Below are 17,441 nucleotides of genomic sequence, written 5' to 3'. Positions count from 1 at the left end.
ATGCTGTTTGACCGCTTGCACGGCATCCGGATCCCGGGGTTCAGCCATCCACTGGCACAGGCGCTTGGCCAGCGGGTGCTCATTGCCCTGCTGCTACTGTGGAGTGTGTCCGTACTAATATTTCTGTCTATCAATGCCTTACCCGGCGACTTTGCGGCGGCCTCTGCCGGGCAAAATGCCTCCCCGGAAGCCATGGCGGCCATTCGTCAAAGCCTTGGGCTGGATCAGCCGATGGTAATACGCTATTTCAGCTGGGTAACACAGCTGTTGCAGGGAGATTTGGGCATTTCCTGGGGCAGTCATCAGCCGGTCGGCACCTTGCTCTGGCCCCGTCTAATCAACTCATTGTCACTGGCCGGCGGCGCGATGCTGCTGGCAGTGCCAGTAGCACTGGGTGGTGGACTTCTGGCAGTGAGATACCTGCATCGCTTACCCGATCGGGTGCTGCAGTGGCTGAGTTTAGTGACGTTGTCACTACCAGAGTTCTTTATTGGCTACCTGCTGATTGAAGCCGTGGTAGTGCAGGCCGGGCTGACCACATTCCCTTCAACGCTTTACGATGATATGACCTTTTCTCAGCGCTTTTCCGCCATGATCCTGCCAATGTGCACGCTGGCGCTGTCGGTGCTGGCTCATCTGTTAAGGTCGACGCGCAGCGCGCTGTTGCAGTTAACCGATACACCGTGGATGGAGACGGCTCGGCTCAAGGGGCTTGCTCCTCTGCGCATTCTGCTGAAGCATGCCGCCCCCAATGCCATTGCGCCGGTGGTGACGGTGATTGCTATCAATCTGGCCGCACTGATTGTCGGTGCCATGATTGTTGAGGTGATCTTCGTCTATCCCGGCATGGGCCAATATATGGTCGATGCGGTAACGGTACGCGATATCCCGGTGGTACAGGCCTGTGGCCTGGTCTTTGCCAGCCTTTATATTGTGATCAACTTACTGGTGGATGGCATTGTCCTTTTCACCAATCCCCGCCTGAGGTATCCACGATGAAGACGCCAGGCTCACTGCCGGGCACGGTGATAGCGATCTTTGTGCTCGCCCTGTTACTGACGGCGGCACTGATTGCCCCCTGGCTGGCACCGTATGACGGGTCGGCGATTACTGGCGATCTGTGGCAACCGATGAGCGCTCAGCACTGGCTGGGTACCGATAATCTTGGGCGCGATCTCTTTTCCCGTCTGCTGTACGGCACGCGCTTAACGCTGCTGTTTGCCTTCGCCATTGCTCTGCTGGCGATGATAGCAGGCACCTTAATCAGTTTTCTCGCGGTCAGTCTCGGTGGACGCATGGAGCAGGTAATTTCGCGCATCAACGATCTGTTTATGTCTCTGCCGTCGCTGATCCTTTCACTGGTGGCGCTGGCCGTATTACCCCAGGAGAACCTCACGCTGATTGTGGTACTGGCGGCGATTGAAGCCACCCGCGTCTATCGTCTGGGGTATGCGCTGGCGAAACAGATTTCAGCGATGGAGTATATGGAAGCGACGTTACTGGCTGGCGAGTCTCACCGCTGGCGCATCTTTCATGAAATGTTACCCAATGCCTGGGTGCCACTGCTCACCGAGTTCGGCGTGCGTTTTGGCTACTGCGTGCTGTTTGTTTCCACGCTCTCCTTCCTTGGGCTGGGGGTTCAGCCGCCAGCCGCCGACTGGGGCAGCATTGTGCGTGAAAATCGTGACGGCATACTGTTTGGCGTCAGCGCCGCATTCTATCCGGCCATCGCCATTGCCCTGTTGGTGATTTCCACCAATCTGGTAGTCGATGCGCTGAGTCGTTACTGGCAACGCCAGGCAGGTGGACAATGATGCACGCACCGTTGCTTAAACTTGAAGGTCTGCAGGTCACCCATCAGGGCCGTACCGTGATTGACAACATCTCGTTCAGCCTGGCGCGCGGCGAAGTGCTGGGGTTAATTGGCGAATCCGGTGCCGGTAAATCGACGCTCGGTCTGGCGATTATGGGGTACTACCGCGGGGAGTTAACCCCGGTTGCTGGCACCCTGACTTACGAGCAGCAGCGTCTGGATGCGCGCGATACGGTGCGACTGGCGCGCCTGCGCGGCAAGCATATTGGCTATGTGGCACAGTCGGCCAGCGCGGCGTTTAATCCGGCGCTGACGCTGGGTGAACAAATTGTCGAAGCCGCCTGTTATCACGGATTACTGACCGCTGACCAGGCCCGTCAGCGCATGCTGCAACTGCTGACGCTGCTCGATTTACCGCAGCCCGCACAGTTTGCCAGACGCTATCCGCATCAGGTTTCCGGCGGTCAGCTACAGCGCGCCATGACGGTGATGGCACTCTGCCCCGATCCTGACATTGTGGTGTTCGATGAACCCACCACCGCGCTGGATGTGACCACTCAGCGGGACGTTCTCAAGGCGATCCGCCACGCGGTGCGCCAGACGCATACGGCAGCGTTGTATATTTCGCATGATATCGCCGTGGTCAATCAGATCGCCGACCATCTGCTGGTGTTACGTGACGGGAAAATGATTGAGGCCGGTACACCAGCCCAACTGGTCTCTGCGGCGGTGCATCCCTACACCCGGGCGTTGTTAGCAGCGACACATCCCTCACCGCCCGCCCCCGTGAGTACAACGCCAGCATTGTTACAGGTCAGCGCGTTAACGGTGGGATACGGCGAAGGCGCACCGGTGATCAACGATCTCTCGCTCAGCTTACAGCGTGGGCGTACGCTGGCGCTGGTCGGCGAATCCGGGTCGGGAAAATCGACGCTGGCCCGCACGCTGGCGGGGTTGCAGCAGCCCTCGACGGGGATTCTCTCCTTTGCGGGATCGCCTCTTGATTTCAACTGTCGCCGACGCACTGTGCAACAATTGCAGAAAATTCAGTATCTTTATCAGCATCCCGATACCTCGCTGAATCCGCGCCAGCGGGTACGCGATCTGATCGGACGTCCGCTGGCACGAACGCAGGGTTTACGCGGTGCGGCACGCACTGCCCGTATCGATCAGCTCCTGCGCCAGGTTGAGCTTGATCCGGCATTCGCCAGTCGCTTTCCGGCGCAGCTTTCAGGGGGGCAGAAACAGCGCGTCGCCATTGCCCGTGCCCTTGCCTGTCAACCGGACATCTTAATCTGTGATGAACCGACTTCTGCGCTGGATCCCCTGGTGGCACAAGAGATCCTCGCTCTGTTTCGTCGCTTGCAGCAGGACCAGGGCCTGACGCTGCTGTTTATCACCCATGATATGGCGATTGTTCGCGCCATCGCCCATCAGGTTGCCGTGATGTATCGCGGTAACATTGTGCGTCAGGGCGACCGGGAGCAGGTGCTGAATCCCCCTTTCGATAGTTATACCGGGCAGCTGTTGCGCGCTGAACCTTCGGCACATCCGGGTTGGCTGGATGAGACGGAAGATGACTGTTTTACGACGACATTAAAGGATGCTGTGCTATGAAAAATGAAGCGATCGTTCAGCGTGCCCGCACGCTGTTTAATGAGGCGCTGGTCTGGGATGGTCACTCCGGTTTTATGCCGGACCCGGCTGCTGATTTAAATAATCTTCAGCGATGGCGCAATGCAGGCGTCCACTATCTTTCGGTGGATGTCGGATTTGATGTTTTGCCCTGGACGCAGACGGTTGAAAATCTGGCGGTTTTCAGGCACTGGATCCTCGATCACAGCGATGATTATCTGCTGGTCGAGCGCCCTGAAGATATTCTCCGCGCCCGTCGCGAAGGTCGGCTGGGGATTACCTTTGATATCGAGGGCATGAACGCCCTGAATGGCCGCGTAGAGATGGTGGAATTTTATCATCGGCTGGGTGTTCGCCAGATGTTATTCGCCTATAACCGCAATAATCTGGCCGGAGGCGGCTGTCACGATGAGGATATCGGGCTGACTGCTTTTGGCCGCGAAGTGATTGATGAAATGAACCGGCTCGGGATGTTTGTCGACGTTTCGCATTGCAGTTATCGCACCAGCATGGAAGCAATGGAATATTCGCAGCAGCCAGTGATTTTCTCACATTCCAATCCTCGCCAGCTCACGCCACACGGTCGCAATATCACCGATGAACAGATCCTTGCCTGCGTCAAAACCGGCGGCCTGATTGGCGTTAACGGCATCGGCGGCTTTTTAGGCTGTGACCAGCCGGATGCTGCCCGTTTCGCCGACCATATCGACTATCTGTTGAATCTGGCCGGGCCTCGTCACGTCGGCATTGCACTAGACTACGCCTTTCCGGTAGGCAGCTTCAGTGTGGAAGAGATACTCGCTAATCATGCTGAATACTGGCCAGCGGAAGAGTACCAGGGTGGACATGGTTATGTCGCCCCGGAGGCATTGTTTGACGTCACTGCGGAGTTACTGGCACGCGGTCACAGCGAGAAAAGCGTGAAAGCGGTACTGGGGGAGAACTTCCTGCGTCTGGCCCACGAGATCTGGAAATAAGATCACAAGGCCCACGGACAGGTCCTGATACGCTTATCGGGCCTGTCCGTTTTGACTTAATGTCTTCTGTCGATTTTTTGCACGATCTTATCACCGCACCACTGGATCCCGCAGACCAGTACAATCAGCACGACAATTACCGCCATCATCACGGAGGTTTCAAAGCGCTGATAGCCGTAGCGGATAGCCAGATCGCCCAGCCCGCCCGCACCGATGGCTCCGGCCATGGCCGAGGCACCGACTAGCGCCACCAGCGTCACCACAAAGCCGGACAGCAGACCGGGTAACGCTTCCGGGATCAACACATCCCAGACAATCCGCAGTTTGCTGGCACCCATCGCCCGCACCGCATCAATCAGCCCGCGATCAACATCTCGCAGTGACACTTCCGCCACACGCGCAAAGTACGGCGTCGCGGTGATCGAAAGCGGTACGATGGCCGCCCAGGTTCCCAGCGACGTGCCGACTAAAAAGCGGGTGAAGGGGATCAACGCCACCAGTAAGATGATAAACGGCAGAGAGCGGAAACTGTTGACGATCAGGCCAAGTGAGCGATTGATGCCCCGGTGCTGGGCAATACCGCCGGGGCTGGTCATCACCAGAATTAACCCCAACGGCAGACCCGCGATCAGCGAGAATAGCCCGGAAACGGCGGTCATCAGCACCGTTTCGCCAACAGCATTAATCAGTAGGTCAATCATTACTGGCGACATAGCCCATTATCTCCACCTGAGCCTGCTGCTGACGCAGCCAGGCAATAACCTGTTGTTGATCCGCACGATTCTGCGCGGGAACGGAGATAAAGAAACGTACCACCGCATAGTGCTGAATGTGGTCAACGCCACCCTGCAATAAACGAAACTTTCCAGGAAATTCCGCCGCAAAACGGGTGATCAACTCCCCTTCGGCTTTCTCTCCGGCAAAGTGCACGCTGAAGATGGCATCGCCATCCGGCTCACTATTCAGGCTGGCGCTGAGATTCTCCGGTAACTGCGGCAGTAATCCGCGTAATAACGTGCGGGTGAGTTCAGACTGCGGATGGGCAAACACCTGCCACACCGGGCCTTGTTCAATAATTTCGCCACCATCAATTACCGCTACCCGGTGCGCCACCGACTTGATCACTTCCATCTCGTGGGTAATGAGCAAAATGGTGATGCCCAGTTGCTGATTCAGCGATTTCAGCAATGCCAGAATGGATCGCGTTGTCTCCGGGTCCAGCGCGGAGGTGGCTTCATCACACAGCAGTAATGCCGGGTTGGCCGCCAGCGCGCGCGCAATCCCGACACGCTGCTTTTGCCCACCCGATAACGCGGCGGGATAGTGATCGGCTTTGTCTTCCAGACCCACCAGTTTCAACAACTCCGCCACCCGCCGTGTGCGTTGGGCTTTGTCCATTCCGGCGATTTTGAGAGGTAACGCGACGTTTTGCGCAGCGGTTTTGGCCGACAAAAGATTGAAGTGCTGAAACACCATACCCACCCGGCTACGTACCGACTGGAGCTGTTTCTCATTTAAATTATTAATCGCCCGGCCTTCAATTTCAATCACGCCCGCATCGGGGCGTTCCAGGCCATTCAGGCAGCGGATCAGCGTGGACTTTCCTGCACCACTGCGGCCAATAATGCCGAGAATTTCGCCTTTGTTCACCATCAGAGAGACGTCGCGCAGCGCATGGGTTTCCCCAAACTGGCGTGATACGCCTTGCAGGCGCACCACGCTCAGGTTGTCACGGCTGGCGTGCACTCTCTCCTGCTCCGCCTCAGCAACATCCCGCATGACGGCGTTGAAAGGCACCTCAGTGCCTGCAAATAACGTCATGATATTGTCCTTACCAGGCGGTAATGCCCGTGCCTTTATAGACATGATCAAAGACTTTTTTAACGTCATCATTCTGATACGACGCCACCAGTGTTTTCACCCACGGTGCATTCACGTTCTCTTTTTTTACGGCAATAAAATTATTGTACGGGTTACCTTTAACGTTTTCCTGAGCAATACGATCTTCTTTTGTCAGGCCGCTTTTTAATGCCCAGTCAGTATTGACTACGGCAGCATCCAGATCAGGCACGGAACGGCCAATAATACCGGAATCGAGTTCTTTAATTTTAATATGGTGCGGGTTCTCAGTGATATCGGCAATGGTGGCAAAAATCCCGGCCCCCGGTTTTAATTTTATGACCCCTTCACGCTGTAAAAGATTCAGACCACGCGCTTCGTTCGCCGGATCATTTGGCACACCAATGACTGCCCCGTCTTTCAGTTCGCTCAATGATTTGACCTTTTTAGAATAAAGACCAATCGGCCAGACGGCGGTGTCACCCACGCGTACCACATCGTAATGATTGACCTTGATCTGGTTATCGAGGAAGGGCTGATGCTGGAAAGCATTGGCATCGACTTCGCCGTTTTGTAGCGCTTCATTGGGCTGGTTGTAGTCATTGAAGACCACGGTTTTCACCGTCAATCCTTTGCTGGCAGCCTGTTTGATCACTTCACGCCAGACGTCTTCATCTTCACCGCTGATGATGCCGACTTTGACCGTGGTTTTGTCCGCGGCCTGCGCCAGGGAGAACGGTGCCAGCGCCGCGCCCGCTAACAGGAAAACGCCCGCAGTGGTAAACAGAGTACGGTGTAATTTATTTTTGGCATACGCCAGGCATGTGTGCATAAGAGTGTCCTGAAATAAGTTATTTGCTGCCGTTTTTGGCAGATAGCGGCAGTATACTGAGTTATTTATTTTTGCATTATGCTTTATAAGCAAATGCTATTTATAAAATGTCGCAACGCTATTTAATAGTATTTAAATTTGTTTTTAATCGATGGGGTTTAATAATGGTTATGCAGCTAACTATATTTATTGAGTGTGAGGCGAGGGTTCGTCTACTCAGGTAAAAAAGGTCGACCGGAAAAGAGGGTCGACCTCTACGGGATTGTGCTCATTTCGGGATTTGTTGTAGTGGCCGACCTTTTTTCCGGTCGGCCACTGTTTAGGTCGCCATTTGTTTAGGTCGGCCAGCGCCACAGCCCAGGATATTAAACGCCCATCACCACCACACATTGCCCTGCCCGCACCGATGACCCCGGTTCCACGCGGATGGACTCAATCACCCCACTGACTGGCGCCAGCAGCGGGATCTCCATTTTCATCGCTTCGATAATCACCAGCACATCACCTTGCGTGACACTGTCACCCACTGCGCACTTCACCTGCCACAGATTGCCAGCGATCGCGCTCTCTACAGCGAGTTTTCCCTCAGGCAGTACTGCGTCCTCGGTCACCTCCACCACCACTTCCTGGCTGTCAAAATGCGCCTGACCGCTGGCGATCCAGCGCTCGCGCTCGGCATTAAACGCCGAATGCTGATGCTGACGGAAATCGCTGATGCCCGTCGCCTGCTCCGCCAGGAACTGCTGATAATCGGCCAGCGCCAGCTCGGTCTGCTCAATACGCAGCGGGTAGCGACCCAGCGGGAAATCACGGCGGATGCGCAGCAGCTCTTCCGATGACACCGGGTAAAACTTAATCTGATCAAAGAAGCGCAGCAGCCAGGGTTTGCCACCAAAGTCGGCGACCTCGCGGTAGCGGTTCCACATCTGCAACGTTCGCCCAACAAACTGATAGCCCCCCGGCCCTTCCATACCGTATACGCACAGATAGGCCCCGCCGATACCCACCGAGTTCTCCGCCGTCCAGGTGCGTGCCGGGTTGTATTTGGTGGTGACCAGGCGATGACGCGGATCGAGCGGCGTAGCCACCGGTGCACCGAGGTACACATCCCCCAGCCCCATCACAAGGTAGTTGGCGGCAAACACCGTGTTGAATACGGCATCGATGTCCGGCAGATCGTTAATGCGGCGGATGAACTCCAGATTGCTCGGGCACCAGGGCGCGTCACGGCGTACCGTGGTCATGTATTTATCAATCGCCAGCTGACAGGCCGGATCATCCCAGGAGAGCGGCAGCCAGACCACGCGGGAAGGTACGCGCAAATCCTCCTGACTGCTTACCGACTGCCACAAGTCCCGAACTATCGTCAGCAGTTCCTCCTGCGGCAGTACGTCCGGCTGATAGTGGATTTGCAGTGAGCGGATACCGGGCGTCAGGTCGATCATCGCCGGATGGGTAAGCGCCTCCAGCGCCTGCATCAGCGCATGACCGCGAAAACGCAGCACCAGGTCCAGCTCCGGGGCACCAATCTCCAGCAGCAGATGAGTATCCCCGGAGAGCCGGGCTACCAGGCGACGATCGCCCTCGCCGATATCCAGCACCACCGGGGAGAGCAGCGCTGAGGCCTGCCAGACCGCTTCCACCGGGGCGAGCTGTTGCAGTTCGGTATGACGTGCAGCGTTCAGCTGGCGCGCTGTGGTGATATTTACCGGAACAAAGCGCAGACGGTCGCCCGCTTTAAGCTGGCCCACCTGCCACAGGTCGGCCTCGATGATGGTGACCGGGCAGACAAAACCGCCGAGGCTTGGGCCATCCGGGCCGAGAATAACCGGCATATCCCCGGTAAAGTCGACCGCGCCCACCGCATACGGGTTGTCGTGAATATTGGAGGGATGCAGCCCGGCCTCGCCGCCGCTGTCACGCACCCACTCCGGTTTCGGGCCAATCAGGCGCACCCCGGTGCGGCTGGAGTTAAAGTGTACTTCCCAGTCGGTGGCAAAGAAGGTGTCGATATAGCCAGGGGTGAAATATTCCGGTGCCGCATGGGGTCCGTAGATCACTCGCAGCGTACGGATGGCGGGCAGCGCCGGGGTCAGTGCCGCAGGCAGCGTTACACCTGCCGAGCTATCGCTGAGTTCGGCAAGGTGCAGCACGTCCCCGGTGCGCAAAGCCCGGCCCGCGTGGCCACCAAACTGGCCAAGGGTAAAGGTACTTTTGCTGCCCAGATAATCCGGCACCGCGATGCCGCCGCGCAGGCAGAGGTAGCTGCGTACTCCGGCTCCGTCGATGGCGCCCAGCGTTAAGGTAGCACCCGCCGGGATCAGGAAACTCTGGTTCATCGGCAGCGCCTTGCCATCCAGCGTAATCGGCAGCGTTGCACCACACACCACCGCCACGCTGGCGGTGTTAAAGCGCAGCGTCGGGCCGCTCAGGGTGATCTCGAGCGCAGCCGCATCGGCGGCGTTGTTCAGCAGGCGATTGCCGAAGCGCAATGCACGATCATCCATCGGCCCGGACGGCGGCACACCAACCGCCCAGTACCCCAGGCGACCGGGGAAATCCTGCACCGTAGTCTGGGTTCCGGCGCTCATCACCTCAACGGTGGTGGCCTGATAGTGCAAGGCATCCAGAAAGCGCGTCCAGGGTTCTCCGCTGGCAAATGGCGCGGCGTGCAGGATCTGTTGCAGGTACTGACGGTTGACCTCCACGCCGTACAGACGCGTATCGTTCAGTGCGCTGTCCAGCGCGGCGATGGCCTGTTCGCGGGTGGCGCAGCAGGTGATGATTTTCGCCAGCAGCGGATCGAAGAACGCCGGAACGTCGCAGCCGGACTCCACCCAGGTATCAATACGCAGTGCTTCGCCGTCGGCAGGCGGGAAACTGACGTCGGTGAGCAGCCCAGGTGAAGGCTGGAACTGGCGGCCCGGATCTTCCGCATAGACACGGGCCTGAATGGCATGACCTGAAGGTGACAATGTCACGGAAAGTTCCTTCAGCGGCGGCAGCGTGCCTGCGGCCAGCGCAATCATCCAGTGCACCAGATCCACGCCCCAAACCTGTTCGGTCACGCCGTGCTCCACCTGTAACCGGGTATTCACCTCCAGGAACCAGAACTGTTGTAAAGCGCTGTCGTAGACAAACTCCACCGTGCCTGCGCTGCGGTAGTTCACCGCTTTTGCCAGTTTGATGGCGGCGCTGCACAGCGCTTCCGCCATGCCGTCAGGCAGGTTCGGTGCCGGGGTTTCTTCAATCACTTTCTGGTTGCGGCGCTGCACGGAGCAGTCGCGCACGCCGAGGGCAATCACTTCGCCCTCTCCGTCACCGAAAATCTGCACTTCCAGATGGCGCGCACGTGCGATGTATTTTTCGATAAACACGCCGGAATCGCTGAAGTTGTTCTGACCAAGACGCTTCACCGCATCAAATGCCTGACTCAACCCGTCAGCATCGTGACAAACGCGCATACCGATGCCGCCTCCGCCAGCAGTGCTTTTTAGCATCACCGGGTAACCCACCTGCTGCGCGGCCGTCAGCGCGGCGTCAACATCCGCCAGCAGATCGGTGCCTTCCAGCAGCGGGATTTGCTGCTGTTTCGCCAGTGCGCGTGCCGTATGTTTTAAGCCGAACAGCCTGAGTTGTTGTGTCGTGGGGCCAACAAAGGCAATGCCTGCCGCGTCACAGGCCTCGGCAAAGGCCGCGTTTTCCGAAAGAAAACCGTAGCCGGGATGGATCGCCTGCGCGCCACTTTCCTTTGCTGCGGCAATGATTTTTTCCACTACCAGATAGGTTTGCGCCGCCGGACCATCGCCCAGGCTGATGGCCTCATCGGCATCGCGAATATGCAGGCTGGTGGCATCCGCTTCGGAGAAGACCGCCACGCCAGTAACGTCCATCGCACGCAGCGTACGCAAAATACGGCACGCAATCGCGCCACGATTAGCAATCAGCAGTTTTGTAAACATAGAGGCAGACTCACATCAGGGCGGGCCGTCCCGCCAGAATCCTGGCCGCCTGAGGTCGTCCTCAGGGGAAAATGCGTTATCTCAGCTGCGTGTCAGCAATCAGTTCCACACCAGTACTTCGGCGGCGGTGGGGTTCCAGCCGTTACAGGGGTTATTCAGCTGCGGGCAGTTGGAGATCAGGACAATCACGTCGCATTCGGCGCGCAGCTCCACGTATTTCCCGGCGGCAGAGATCCCGTCTTCAAACGTCAGGCCGCCCTCAGGCGTCACCGGTACATTCATAAAGAAGTTAATGTTGGCAGTGATATCGCGCTTGTTCAGCCGCCCGTCGTGCAGGCAGGCGCAGAGGAAGTTATCGCGGCAGCTGTGCATATAGCGCGTATCGGCGTGATAGCGCACGGTGTTACTTTCCTGCGCACAGGCTCCGCCAAGCGTATCGTGGCGGCCACAGGTGTCGGCAACAAGGGTCAGCAGCGGGTTGCCGAGGTTGGAATAAAGCACGCTGCCGCAGGTCAGATAGGCATTGTTTTGACGGCGTAACGTGCGCTGGGCGTCATAGCGCTCACGCGGGCTGGCGGCGCGGTAAAACAGCGTATCCACCGCCTGGTTACCTTCCAGATCGTGCAGGCGCACCGTCTGGCCTTTTTTTACCTCAAACAGGAACGGCTCTCCCGCCGGGATCGTGTGGCGATAGACCGCATCGGCAGGGTTTTTGTCACTGGTGGTTAACGTCATCGGGTGGCTCCTTATACGACAAAGCGCTCAATATTCTGGAAGGCGCGCAGATTTTCCGGGCGCGAGGTTTTGCACAGCGTCAGCCCTGCCGGATCGCTGGCAGGCATCAGCGCAAGCCGTACCGGACGTGGCGTGTATTCCTGGTTTGGGTCCATCGGGTGCGGCAGCGCAGTCAGCACCACCAGGATATCCATCGGCGCATACAGCTCTACCACGCTGCCGGGGGCGGAGTGCTGCGGATGGAAGGTGAATGCGCCCTGCTCATCTACCGTCACTTTGCTGAACAGATTGAGCACCATGTGCAGATCTTCGAGGTTGAGATTCCATTTACCCATCTCGATCAGCAGGTTATCCATCCCGTTGCGATGGAAACCATTGCGCCGTTCCTGATAGCGCCCCTGACCGTATTTTTCCGCCACTTCCTCCGCGTTCAACACGCCACCGAAGCTGTCGTGCCAGCCACAGGTGTCAGTGACGATGGCCGCCAGCACGCGGCCCATATCGGAGTAGAGGCAGTGCCCTGCGCCCAGCCGCGCGGTGTGTTGCCCTTTCAACGTGTCCGGCAGGTTCAGCCGCTCGCTTTTCTCATGGGCGTTAAACAGCATCAGGCTGACATTGGCGCCCCCCTCGATGTCCGTCAAACGCAGGCTCTGCCCCTGTTTCACCACAAACGAGGTATGACCGCCGCCGGGTAACGTTTCTTCATAGGGATGTGTCATGTGAAATCTCCGGGTTAAATGATTGTGCTGCCAGTGCCGGGTACGGGATCACCACACCCGGCTGCTGACGCTGCCGCAGGCGAGTTTCATTCAGCGGCAAATCGTAGGTCACGCGCGCTCCCCATGCGTTGGGCTCATGGGGGTCGATGCGGACTTTGTCGAACACCAGCAGGCGGGTGCCGAGGTTGAAGCCTTCTGACAGGTCGTGGGTGACCATAAACACCGTCAGCTGAGTTTCCTGCCACAGCGAGAGCAGCAGACTGTGCATATCCTTGCGAATGCCGGGATCGAGCGCGCCGAACGGTTCATCCAGCAACAGAATGCGCGGGCGCATAATAAAGGCCTGGGCGATCGCCAGCCGCTGTTGCATGCCGCCGGAGAGCTGGGCCGGATACTTCTCCAGTGCATGCCCCAGTCCAACCCGCTCCAGCATCTCAGCGGCCTGTTCACGTGCCGCTTTTTTACGCCGTCCAAACAGACGCCCGAGAAACGCTGCCTGCGGCAGTTCCAGCCCGATGGCGACGTTATCCAGCACATTCAGATGGGGGAACACGGAGTAGCGCTGAAACACGACGCCACGGCTGGCGTCCGGCTCTGGCGTCAGCGGCTGGCCTTCCAGCAGGATGGTGCCTCGACTCGGTTTCTCCTGGCCCAGTAGCAGGCGCAGAAACGTCGATTTCCCGCAGCCAGAGGCCCCGACCATGGTGCAGAACTCCCCTTCGTTAATGCTCAGGTTGAGGTTCTCCAGCACCACGTGGTTGCCGTACTCCTGCCAGATATGGTTGATATCGATAAAACTCATGATTTTTCTCCCTGTGCCCAGGGGAAGCACAGCCGGTTAAGGTGGCGCAGCCCGAGGTCCATCAGCCACGCCAGCAGCGTGATCCAGATGACGTACGGCAGAATGACGTCCATTGCCATGTACCTGCGCACCAGGAAGATGCGGTAGCCCAGCCCGGCGGTGGATGAGATGGCTTCTGCGGAGATCAGGAACAGCCAGGCCGATCCCAGCAGCAGGCGCAGTGAGGTCAGCAGCCGGGTTAACAGCTGCGGTAAGACCACCCGCAGCACCACTGTCCAGCTGTTGGCCCCGAGGGTCTGCGCCTTAATCAGGATCTCCACCGGAATTTCCCGCGCCCGCTGCTCAAGGTCACGCGCGAGCATGGGTGTAATCCCAATGACGATCAGCATAATTTTCGACAGTTCATCGAGGCCGAAGACGATAAACAGCACCGGGAGGATGGCCAGCGGCGGGACCATTGAGAACACCGTCATAAACGACGACAGCGGCGATCGCCACATCGGGAAAACCCCGGACGCAATACCGAAGCACAGCCCCAGCAGTGAGGCGATGCCCAGCCCGATCAGCAGCCTGCCGAGACTGACGGCGGTGTCCATCCACAACAGGTATTCGCCACTGCGTTTGTCCGGGGTAAACGCCATGCGCCACACCGCATCGGCCATCTGCCCCAGTCCCGGTAACAGCTTGTCGTGGGGGTTGGCCTCCAGTCGCACAGTTGAACCGATAAAGTACGCGGCGATCACCAGTACAAAGGGCAGCAGAATCAGCATCAGGTGCAGGCCCTTTTCAGGGTGTCGATTAATTTGCCGCATCGTTTGGCCTCCTCAGAGTGATGTTCACAGCGTACCGGCAGCCGCCATCTTCAGATAGCTGTCGTCGAAGCGCAGTTTGATATTGCTGTTGTCGCCCAGGGTCACGTTGCCGGGGAAGCTCATGCCGATGAAATCCGCACTCTGCGCGCCATCGCCGAGCAGGCCTTTTTCAAAGGAGAAGTTCGCCACACGCTGCATGGTTTTCGCCAGTTCGGCATCGGTGACAAACTTCAGGTTGTCGGCCGGGGTGTAAAACAGATGGGTGGTTTTGAGCTGGGCCTGATAGCCGCTGAGATCGGTACCGGAGGCGACGGCCATCGCGCTCAGCGCGTCTTTATCGCCCGCTTTCATCTGCGCCATCATTTCATACCAGGCACCCGTCAGTGCTTTACCCAGTGCCGGGTTATCTTTCAGTACTGCGCTGTTCACCACCATCATGTCGATCAGCTCGCCGGGCACCTGTGAAGACTCAAACACTTCGCTGGTGTTGGGGGTGTTTTTGATCACCGACAGCTGCGGGTTCCAGGCGACAGCGGCCTGCACGCCCTTGGTGGCGAAAGCAGAGACAATATCGGCATCCGAGGTGTTAACCACCGTAACGTCTTTTTCCTGCAATCCGGCTTTTTCCAGGCCGCGTACCAGCAGGTAATGCGATACCGACAGCTCAGGCAGATAGACCTTCATGCCTTTCAGGTCGTTCAGCGTTTTGCCTTTCCCCTTCAGCACCACACCGTCGTTGCCTTCGGAATAGCTGCCCAGGATCAGCGCGGTGGAGTCCACGCCACCGGCGGCGGGAATGGTCAGCGCATCCATATTGGTCATCGTGCAGCCGTCAAACTGTCCGGCGGTGTACTGATTGATGGATTCGATATAGTCGTTGAGCTGAGTGACGTGGATTTTAATGCCGTATTTCACCGCCCACTTATCGATGATGCCGGAAGAGGCAATCTGGCCCCATGGCATCCAGCCTGCGTAAATGGTCCAGCAGACATTGAACTCTTTCTTAGGGGCGGCCTGGGTAGGAACGCTAACCAGCGCGGTGACGCTGAGAAGGCAAATGCTGAGGATGTGGGAAAATTTCATTGTAACCTCGGTGTTGGCGGATAATACGGGGCAGCGCTACACCAGTGGTGTTGCTGTCTCCCGGGCTTTTATCCCGCCGTGTAACCCCAACCGAGGTCGCCAGCTCTCGGACCAGTCATCCACGTCGTGGACCGGAACCCTAGCCTGCTATTGTGTTCAGTGATCGGTATAACGCTGCTGCTTGGAAAAGATAAAGCAAGAGTTATGCCAGGAGGGTTTTCACTGCAAAACAAGAGGTTATTAATAACGCGTGAACGCTCACGTTCGTTTATGGGGCATCATTTTCTGGCAGACTGCATCAGAAGTGTGCATCCCGATACTGACACCCGGTCATCACTTCCCGTTAAAACAATGCATTGTCGGTAACGGTTTGCCTGTCTACCCTTGCAGTACGCTGTTTTATTCATCATAAGGTGCTGAGAACCATGACACAGTCTGAATCTGTCCGCAGAAAGGCGCTGATTGCCGGTGCCGTCGGCAACTTTATCGAGTGGTATGAGTTTGCCGTGTATGGCTTTCTCGCCACGGTGATTGCCCGTAACTTTTTTACCTTACAGGGCGAATCTGAACTGACCGGGATCATCCTCACCTGGGCCTCCTTCGCTATTGCCTTTTTCTTCCGGCCGCTGGGGGCGATTGTTTTTGGTCGCATCGGCGACAGAATTGGCCGGAAACCCACGCTGATCGCGGTGCTGATACTGATGACGCTGGCGACAGCGGCGATAGGCCTGGTGCCTGTTTATGCCTCTGTCGGTCTGGCTGCTCCACTGATTATTACTCTATTGCGCATTCTTCAGGGCCTGTTTGCCGGGGGTGAGTACGGCGGCGCCGTGTCACTGATGACCGAGTTTGCGCCAAAAGGGAAAAGAGGGTTATACGGTGCATGGCAGTCGTTGACCGTGGCCTTTGGCCTGCTGGCCGGGGCGGCGATGGTGGCGGTGCTGACGGCCACCCTGAGCAGTGAGGCGCTGCACAGCTGGGGCTGGCGCATTCCCTTCCTGACGGCGCTGCCGCTGGGGCTGGTGGCGCTCTGGCTGCGGATGCAGCTGGAAGAAACGCCCACCTTCAGCAAGGCCAGCATTGAGCACCGCGCGCCAGACGGCGGGCTGGTGTTCCGGGTGATCCTGCTGGGTATTGGCCGGGTAATGGTGTGGTCAGCGGCGGGCTACACCTATCTGGTGGTGATGCCAACCTATTTACAGTCAGTGTTGCATACCGGGCTGAATCAGGCGCTGGTGATTGCCGTGCTCTCCAATATCGGCTTTGCCCTGACGATTTTACCCGCCGGGATACTCAGCGATCGCCTCGGTCGTCGTAACGTGATGGTGTTTGCCAGCGTGATGTTACTGATTTTCGCCTGGCCTTTGCTGAAGGTATTGCAGATGCCCGATATCGGCTTGTGGGTGAAGTGCCTGGTGGTGCTGTTTGCCGGAGGGCTGGTGGGACTGCTGGCCGGGCCGGGGCCTGCGATGTTGTCTGAGATGTTCCCAACTCGGGTGCGCTATACCGGACTGGGGCTGGCCTATTCGCTCTCCAATGCAATCTTCTCCGGTTGCGCCGGGTTGATTATCAGCGGCTTGATCAAGCAGACCGGCAACAACGACATCCCGGCATTTTATGTGATGGCGACTGCGGTGATCAGCATCGCTGCGCTGATGACACTGCGGGGGGACGATCACCGGCGAGAGCTGGATGAGTGACTGATGGGCAGATTTTTTTGATGGCGCCACGGAAGGAACTCCGGGGGTGCCATCCAGCCCATCTCTCCTCTGGAAATATCATGATAATGACGCTGACCGGTTTCAAACGTTTTACTGATTACTTATCTTTAAGAAACCACCTGAATAGTTTTTTCTTTTCAAACAAAACACATAGCAGGATAAAACCATAGCCAGCCAACCCTGAAATGAACATCAATAATACCCGGAGAGGGTTAGTTTCGTACCAGGCATAAAACATCAATATAAAAATAAAAGTCATAACGGCAAGTGAAAACGTAACTTTCAAGAAAGATGAGACGAAAATAAACGGCATAACAGCATATTGCATATAAAACTTAACAAATCCCAAAGTCACACCTCGGCTTCGCGGCCGATAATGTTCCATATACCACTGATACCCCAGTTGATGGACGACAACGACAACCAGGCAGCCAGTCAGTGAGAAAAGAATTTTAAAAGCGAGGATTTTGTTTTTTCCAGTGACTAAATTCATATTTCCATTTCCATTTTT

The 17,441-nt window shown here is 57.2% G+C and carries 15 protein-coding genes and 1 riboswitch; of the genes, 5 read left to right on the top strand and 10 right to left on the bottom strand.

Features of this window, described 5'->3' with window-relative positions; translation table 11 throughout:
- From HHI26_RS01905 to HHI26_RS01890, 4 genes are read left to right on the top strand one after another with little or no spacing between them, the layout of a single operon-like run.
- Entirely contained in the window at positions 1–999 is a 999-nt protein-coding gene (locus tag HHI26_RS01905) for an ABC transporter permease (protein WP_171148485.1), read from the top strand.
- Positions 996–1,814: an ABC transporter permease gene (locus HHI26_RS01900; protein WP_171148484.1), complete on the top strand. Its 819-nt coding sequence runs from the start codon at positions 996–998 to the stop codon at positions 1,812–1,814. The genes HHI26_RS01905 and HHI26_RS01900 overlap by 4 nt, the downstream gene beginning before the upstream one ends.
- Positions 1,811–3,430 carry an ABC transporter ATP-binding protein gene (locus tag HHI26_RS01895; protein WP_171148483.1) on the top strand — a complete coding sequence of 540 codons (1,620 nt, stop codon included), beginning with the start codon at positions 1,811–1,813 and terminating at the stop codon, positions 3,428–3,430. The genes HHI26_RS01900 and HHI26_RS01895 overlap by 4 nt, the downstream gene beginning before the upstream one ends.
- Positions 3,427–4,425 carry a membrane dipeptidase gene (locus HHI26_RS01890; protein WP_133842064.1) on the top strand — a complete coding sequence of 333 codons (999 nt, stop codon included), beginning with the start codon at positions 3,427–3,429 and terminating at the stop codon, positions 4,423–4,425. The genes HHI26_RS01895 and HHI26_RS01890 overlap by 4 nt, the downstream gene beginning before the upstream one ends.
- Positions 4,426–4,481: 56 nt before the next feature.
- Here HHI26_RS01890 and HHI26_RS01885 read toward each other — a convergent pair whose 3' ends face one another.
- The 9 genes from HHI26_RS01885 to HHI26_RS01845 form a co-directional block, all read right to left on the bottom strand.
- Positions 4,482–5,138 (bottom strand): methionine ABC transporter permease, encoded by a 657-nt coding sequence (locus tag HHI26_RS01885; protein ID WP_133842063.1) that lies wholly within the window; start codon positions 5,136–5,138, stop codon positions 4,482–4,484.
- Complete coding sequence (locus HHI26_RS01880; RefSeq protein ID WP_241008214.1) at positions 5,119–6,204, bottom strand: ATP-binding cassette domain-containing protein; 1,086 nt, start codon at positions 6,202–6,204, stop codon at positions 5,119–5,121. The genes HHI26_RS01885 and HHI26_RS01880 overlap by 20 nt, the downstream gene beginning before the upstream one ends.
- A 52-nt stretch (positions 6,205–6,256) precedes the next feature.
- Positions 6,257–7,096, bottom strand: a complete 840-nt coding sequence (locus HHI26_RS01875; protein ID WP_171148481.1) for a MetQ/NlpA family ABC transporter substrate-binding protein — start codon at positions 7,094–7,096, stop codon at positions 6,257–6,259.
- Between the two features lie 365 nt (positions 7,097–7,461).
- Positions 7,462–11,058 carry an urea carboxylase gene (gene uca / locus HHI26_RS01870; protein ID WP_171148480.1) on the bottom strand — a complete coding sequence of 1,199 codons (3,597 nt, stop codon included), beginning with the start codon at positions 11,056–11,058 and terminating at the stop codon, positions 7,462–7,464.
- A 99-nt stretch (positions 11,059–11,157) separates the two neighbouring features.
- Entirely contained in the window at positions 11,158–11,793 is a 636-nt protein-coding gene (locus HHI26_RS01865; RefSeq protein ID WP_133842059.1) for an urea amidolyase associated protein UAAP2, read from the bottom strand.
- Between the two features lie 11 nt (positions 11,794–11,804).
- Entirely contained in the window at positions 11,805–12,512 is a 708-nt protein-coding gene (locus HHI26_RS01860) for an urea amidolyase associated protein UAAP1 (RefSeq protein ID WP_133842058.1), read from the bottom strand.
- On the bottom strand, positions 12,496–13,314 hold the full coding sequence (locus HHI26_RS01855) for an ABC transporter ATP-binding protein (RefSeq protein ID WP_133842057.1): 819 nt from the start codon (positions 13,312–13,314) through the stop codon (positions 12,496–12,498). Before HHI26_RS01855 ends, HHI26_RS01860 begins: the two co-directional genes overlap by 17 nt.
- Complete coding sequence (locus tag HHI26_RS01850; protein ID WP_171148479.1) at positions 13,311–14,126, bottom strand: ABC transporter permease subunit; 816 nt, start codon at positions 14,124–14,126, stop codon at positions 13,311–13,313. Before HHI26_RS01850 ends, HHI26_RS01855 begins: the two co-directional genes overlap by 4 nt.
- A 24-nt stretch (positions 14,127–14,150) precedes the next feature.
- Complete coding sequence (locus HHI26_RS01845; RefSeq protein WP_171148478.1) at positions 14,151–15,209, bottom strand: putative urea ABC transporter substrate-binding protein; 1,059 nt, start codon at positions 15,207–15,209, stop codon at positions 14,151–14,153.
- Between the two features lie 55 nt (positions 15,210–15,264).
- Positions 15,265–15,363, bottom strand: a riboswitch (guanidine-I (ykkC/yxkD leader).
- Positions 15,364–15,634: 271 nt separating this feature from the next.
- On the opposite strand from HHI26_RS01845, the gene HHI26_RS01840 reads away from it, so the two are divergent.
- On the top strand, positions 15,635–16,909 hold the full coding sequence (locus tag HHI26_RS01840) for an MFS transporter (RefSeq protein ID WP_171148477.1): 1,275 nt from the start codon (positions 15,635–15,637) through the stop codon (positions 16,907–16,909).
- Positions 16,910–17,027: 118 nt separating this feature from the next.
- On the opposite strand, the gene HHI26_RS01835 is transcribed toward HHI26_RS01840, so the two are convergent.
- Positions 17,028–17,423, bottom strand: coding sequence for a hypothetical protein (locus HHI26_RS01835; RefSeq protein ID WP_133842053.1), 396 nt, complete (start codon positions 17,421–17,423; stop codon positions 17,028–17,030).
- Positions 17,424–17,441 lie beyond the last annotated feature (18 nt).

The organism is Erwinia sp. JH02 (assembly GCF_013074405.1).
GTDB classification, from domain to species: Bacteria; Pseudomonadota; Gammaproteobacteria; order Enterobacterales; family Enterobacteriaceae; genus Erwinia; species Erwinia rhapontici.
Note: the sequence above shows the minus strand (reverse complement) of the source record. Positions and strands in the feature narration are given on the sequence as shown.

Excerpts from the sequence above, each read along its gene's own strand:
- HHI26_RS01905 (WP_171148485.1), top strand. The coding sequence starts at position 1 with ATGCTGTTTGACCGCTTGCACGGCATCCGGATCCCGGGGTTCAGCCAT.
- HHI26_RS01900 (WP_171148484.1), top strand. The coding sequence starts at position 996 with ATGAAGACGCCAGGCTCACTGCCGGGCACGGTGATAGCGATCTTTGTG.
- HHI26_RS01895 (WP_171148483.1), top strand. The coding sequence starts at position 1,811 with ATGATGCACGCACCGTTGCTTAAACTTGAAGGTCTGCAGGTCACCCAT.
- HHI26_RS01890 (WP_133842064.1), top strand. The coding sequence starts at position 3,427 with ATGAAAAATGAAGCGATCGTTCAGCGTGCCCGCACGCTGTTTAATGAG.
- HHI26_RS01885 (WP_133842063.1), bottom strand. The coding sequence starts at position 5,138 with ATGTCGCCAGTAATGATTGACCTACTGATTAATGCTGTTGGCGAAACG.
- HHI26_RS01880 (WP_241008214.1), bottom strand. The coding sequence starts at position 6,204 with ATGCGGGATGTTGCTGAGGCGGAGCAGGAGAGAGTGCACGCCAGCCGT.
- HHI26_RS01875 (WP_171148481.1), bottom strand. The coding sequence starts at position 7,096 with ATGCACACATGCCTGGCGTATGCCAAAAATAAATTACACCGTACTCTG.
- uca (WP_171148480.1), bottom strand. The coding sequence starts at position 11,058 with ATGTTTACAAAACTGCTGATTGCTAATCGTGGCGCGATTGCGTGCCGT.
- HHI26_RS01865 (WP_133842059.1), bottom strand. The coding sequence starts at position 11,793 with ATGACGTTAACCACCAGTGACAAAAACCCTGCCGATGCGGTCTATCGC.
- HHI26_RS01860 (WP_133842058.1), bottom strand. The coding sequence starts at position 12,512 with ATGACACATCCCTATGAAGAAACGTTACCCGGCGGCGGTCATACCTCG.
- HHI26_RS01855 (WP_133842057.1), bottom strand. The coding sequence starts at position 13,314 with ATGAGTTTTATCGATATCAACCATATCTGGCAGGAGTACGGCAACCAC.
- HHI26_RS01850 (WP_171148479.1), bottom strand. The coding sequence starts at position 14,126 with ATGCGGCAAATTAATCGACACCCTGAAAAGGGCCTGCACCTGATGCTG.
- HHI26_RS01845 (WP_171148478.1), bottom strand. The coding sequence starts at position 15,209 with ATGAAATTTTCCCACATCCTCAGCATTTGCCTTCTCAGCGTCACCGCG.
- HHI26_RS01840 (WP_171148477.1), top strand. The coding sequence starts at position 15,635 with ATGACACAGTCTGAATCTGTCCGCAGAAAGGCGCTGATTGCCGGTGCC.
- HHI26_RS01835 (WP_133842053.1), bottom strand. The coding sequence starts at position 17,423 with ATGAATTTAGTCACTGGAAAAAACAAAATCCTCGCTTTTAAAATTCTT.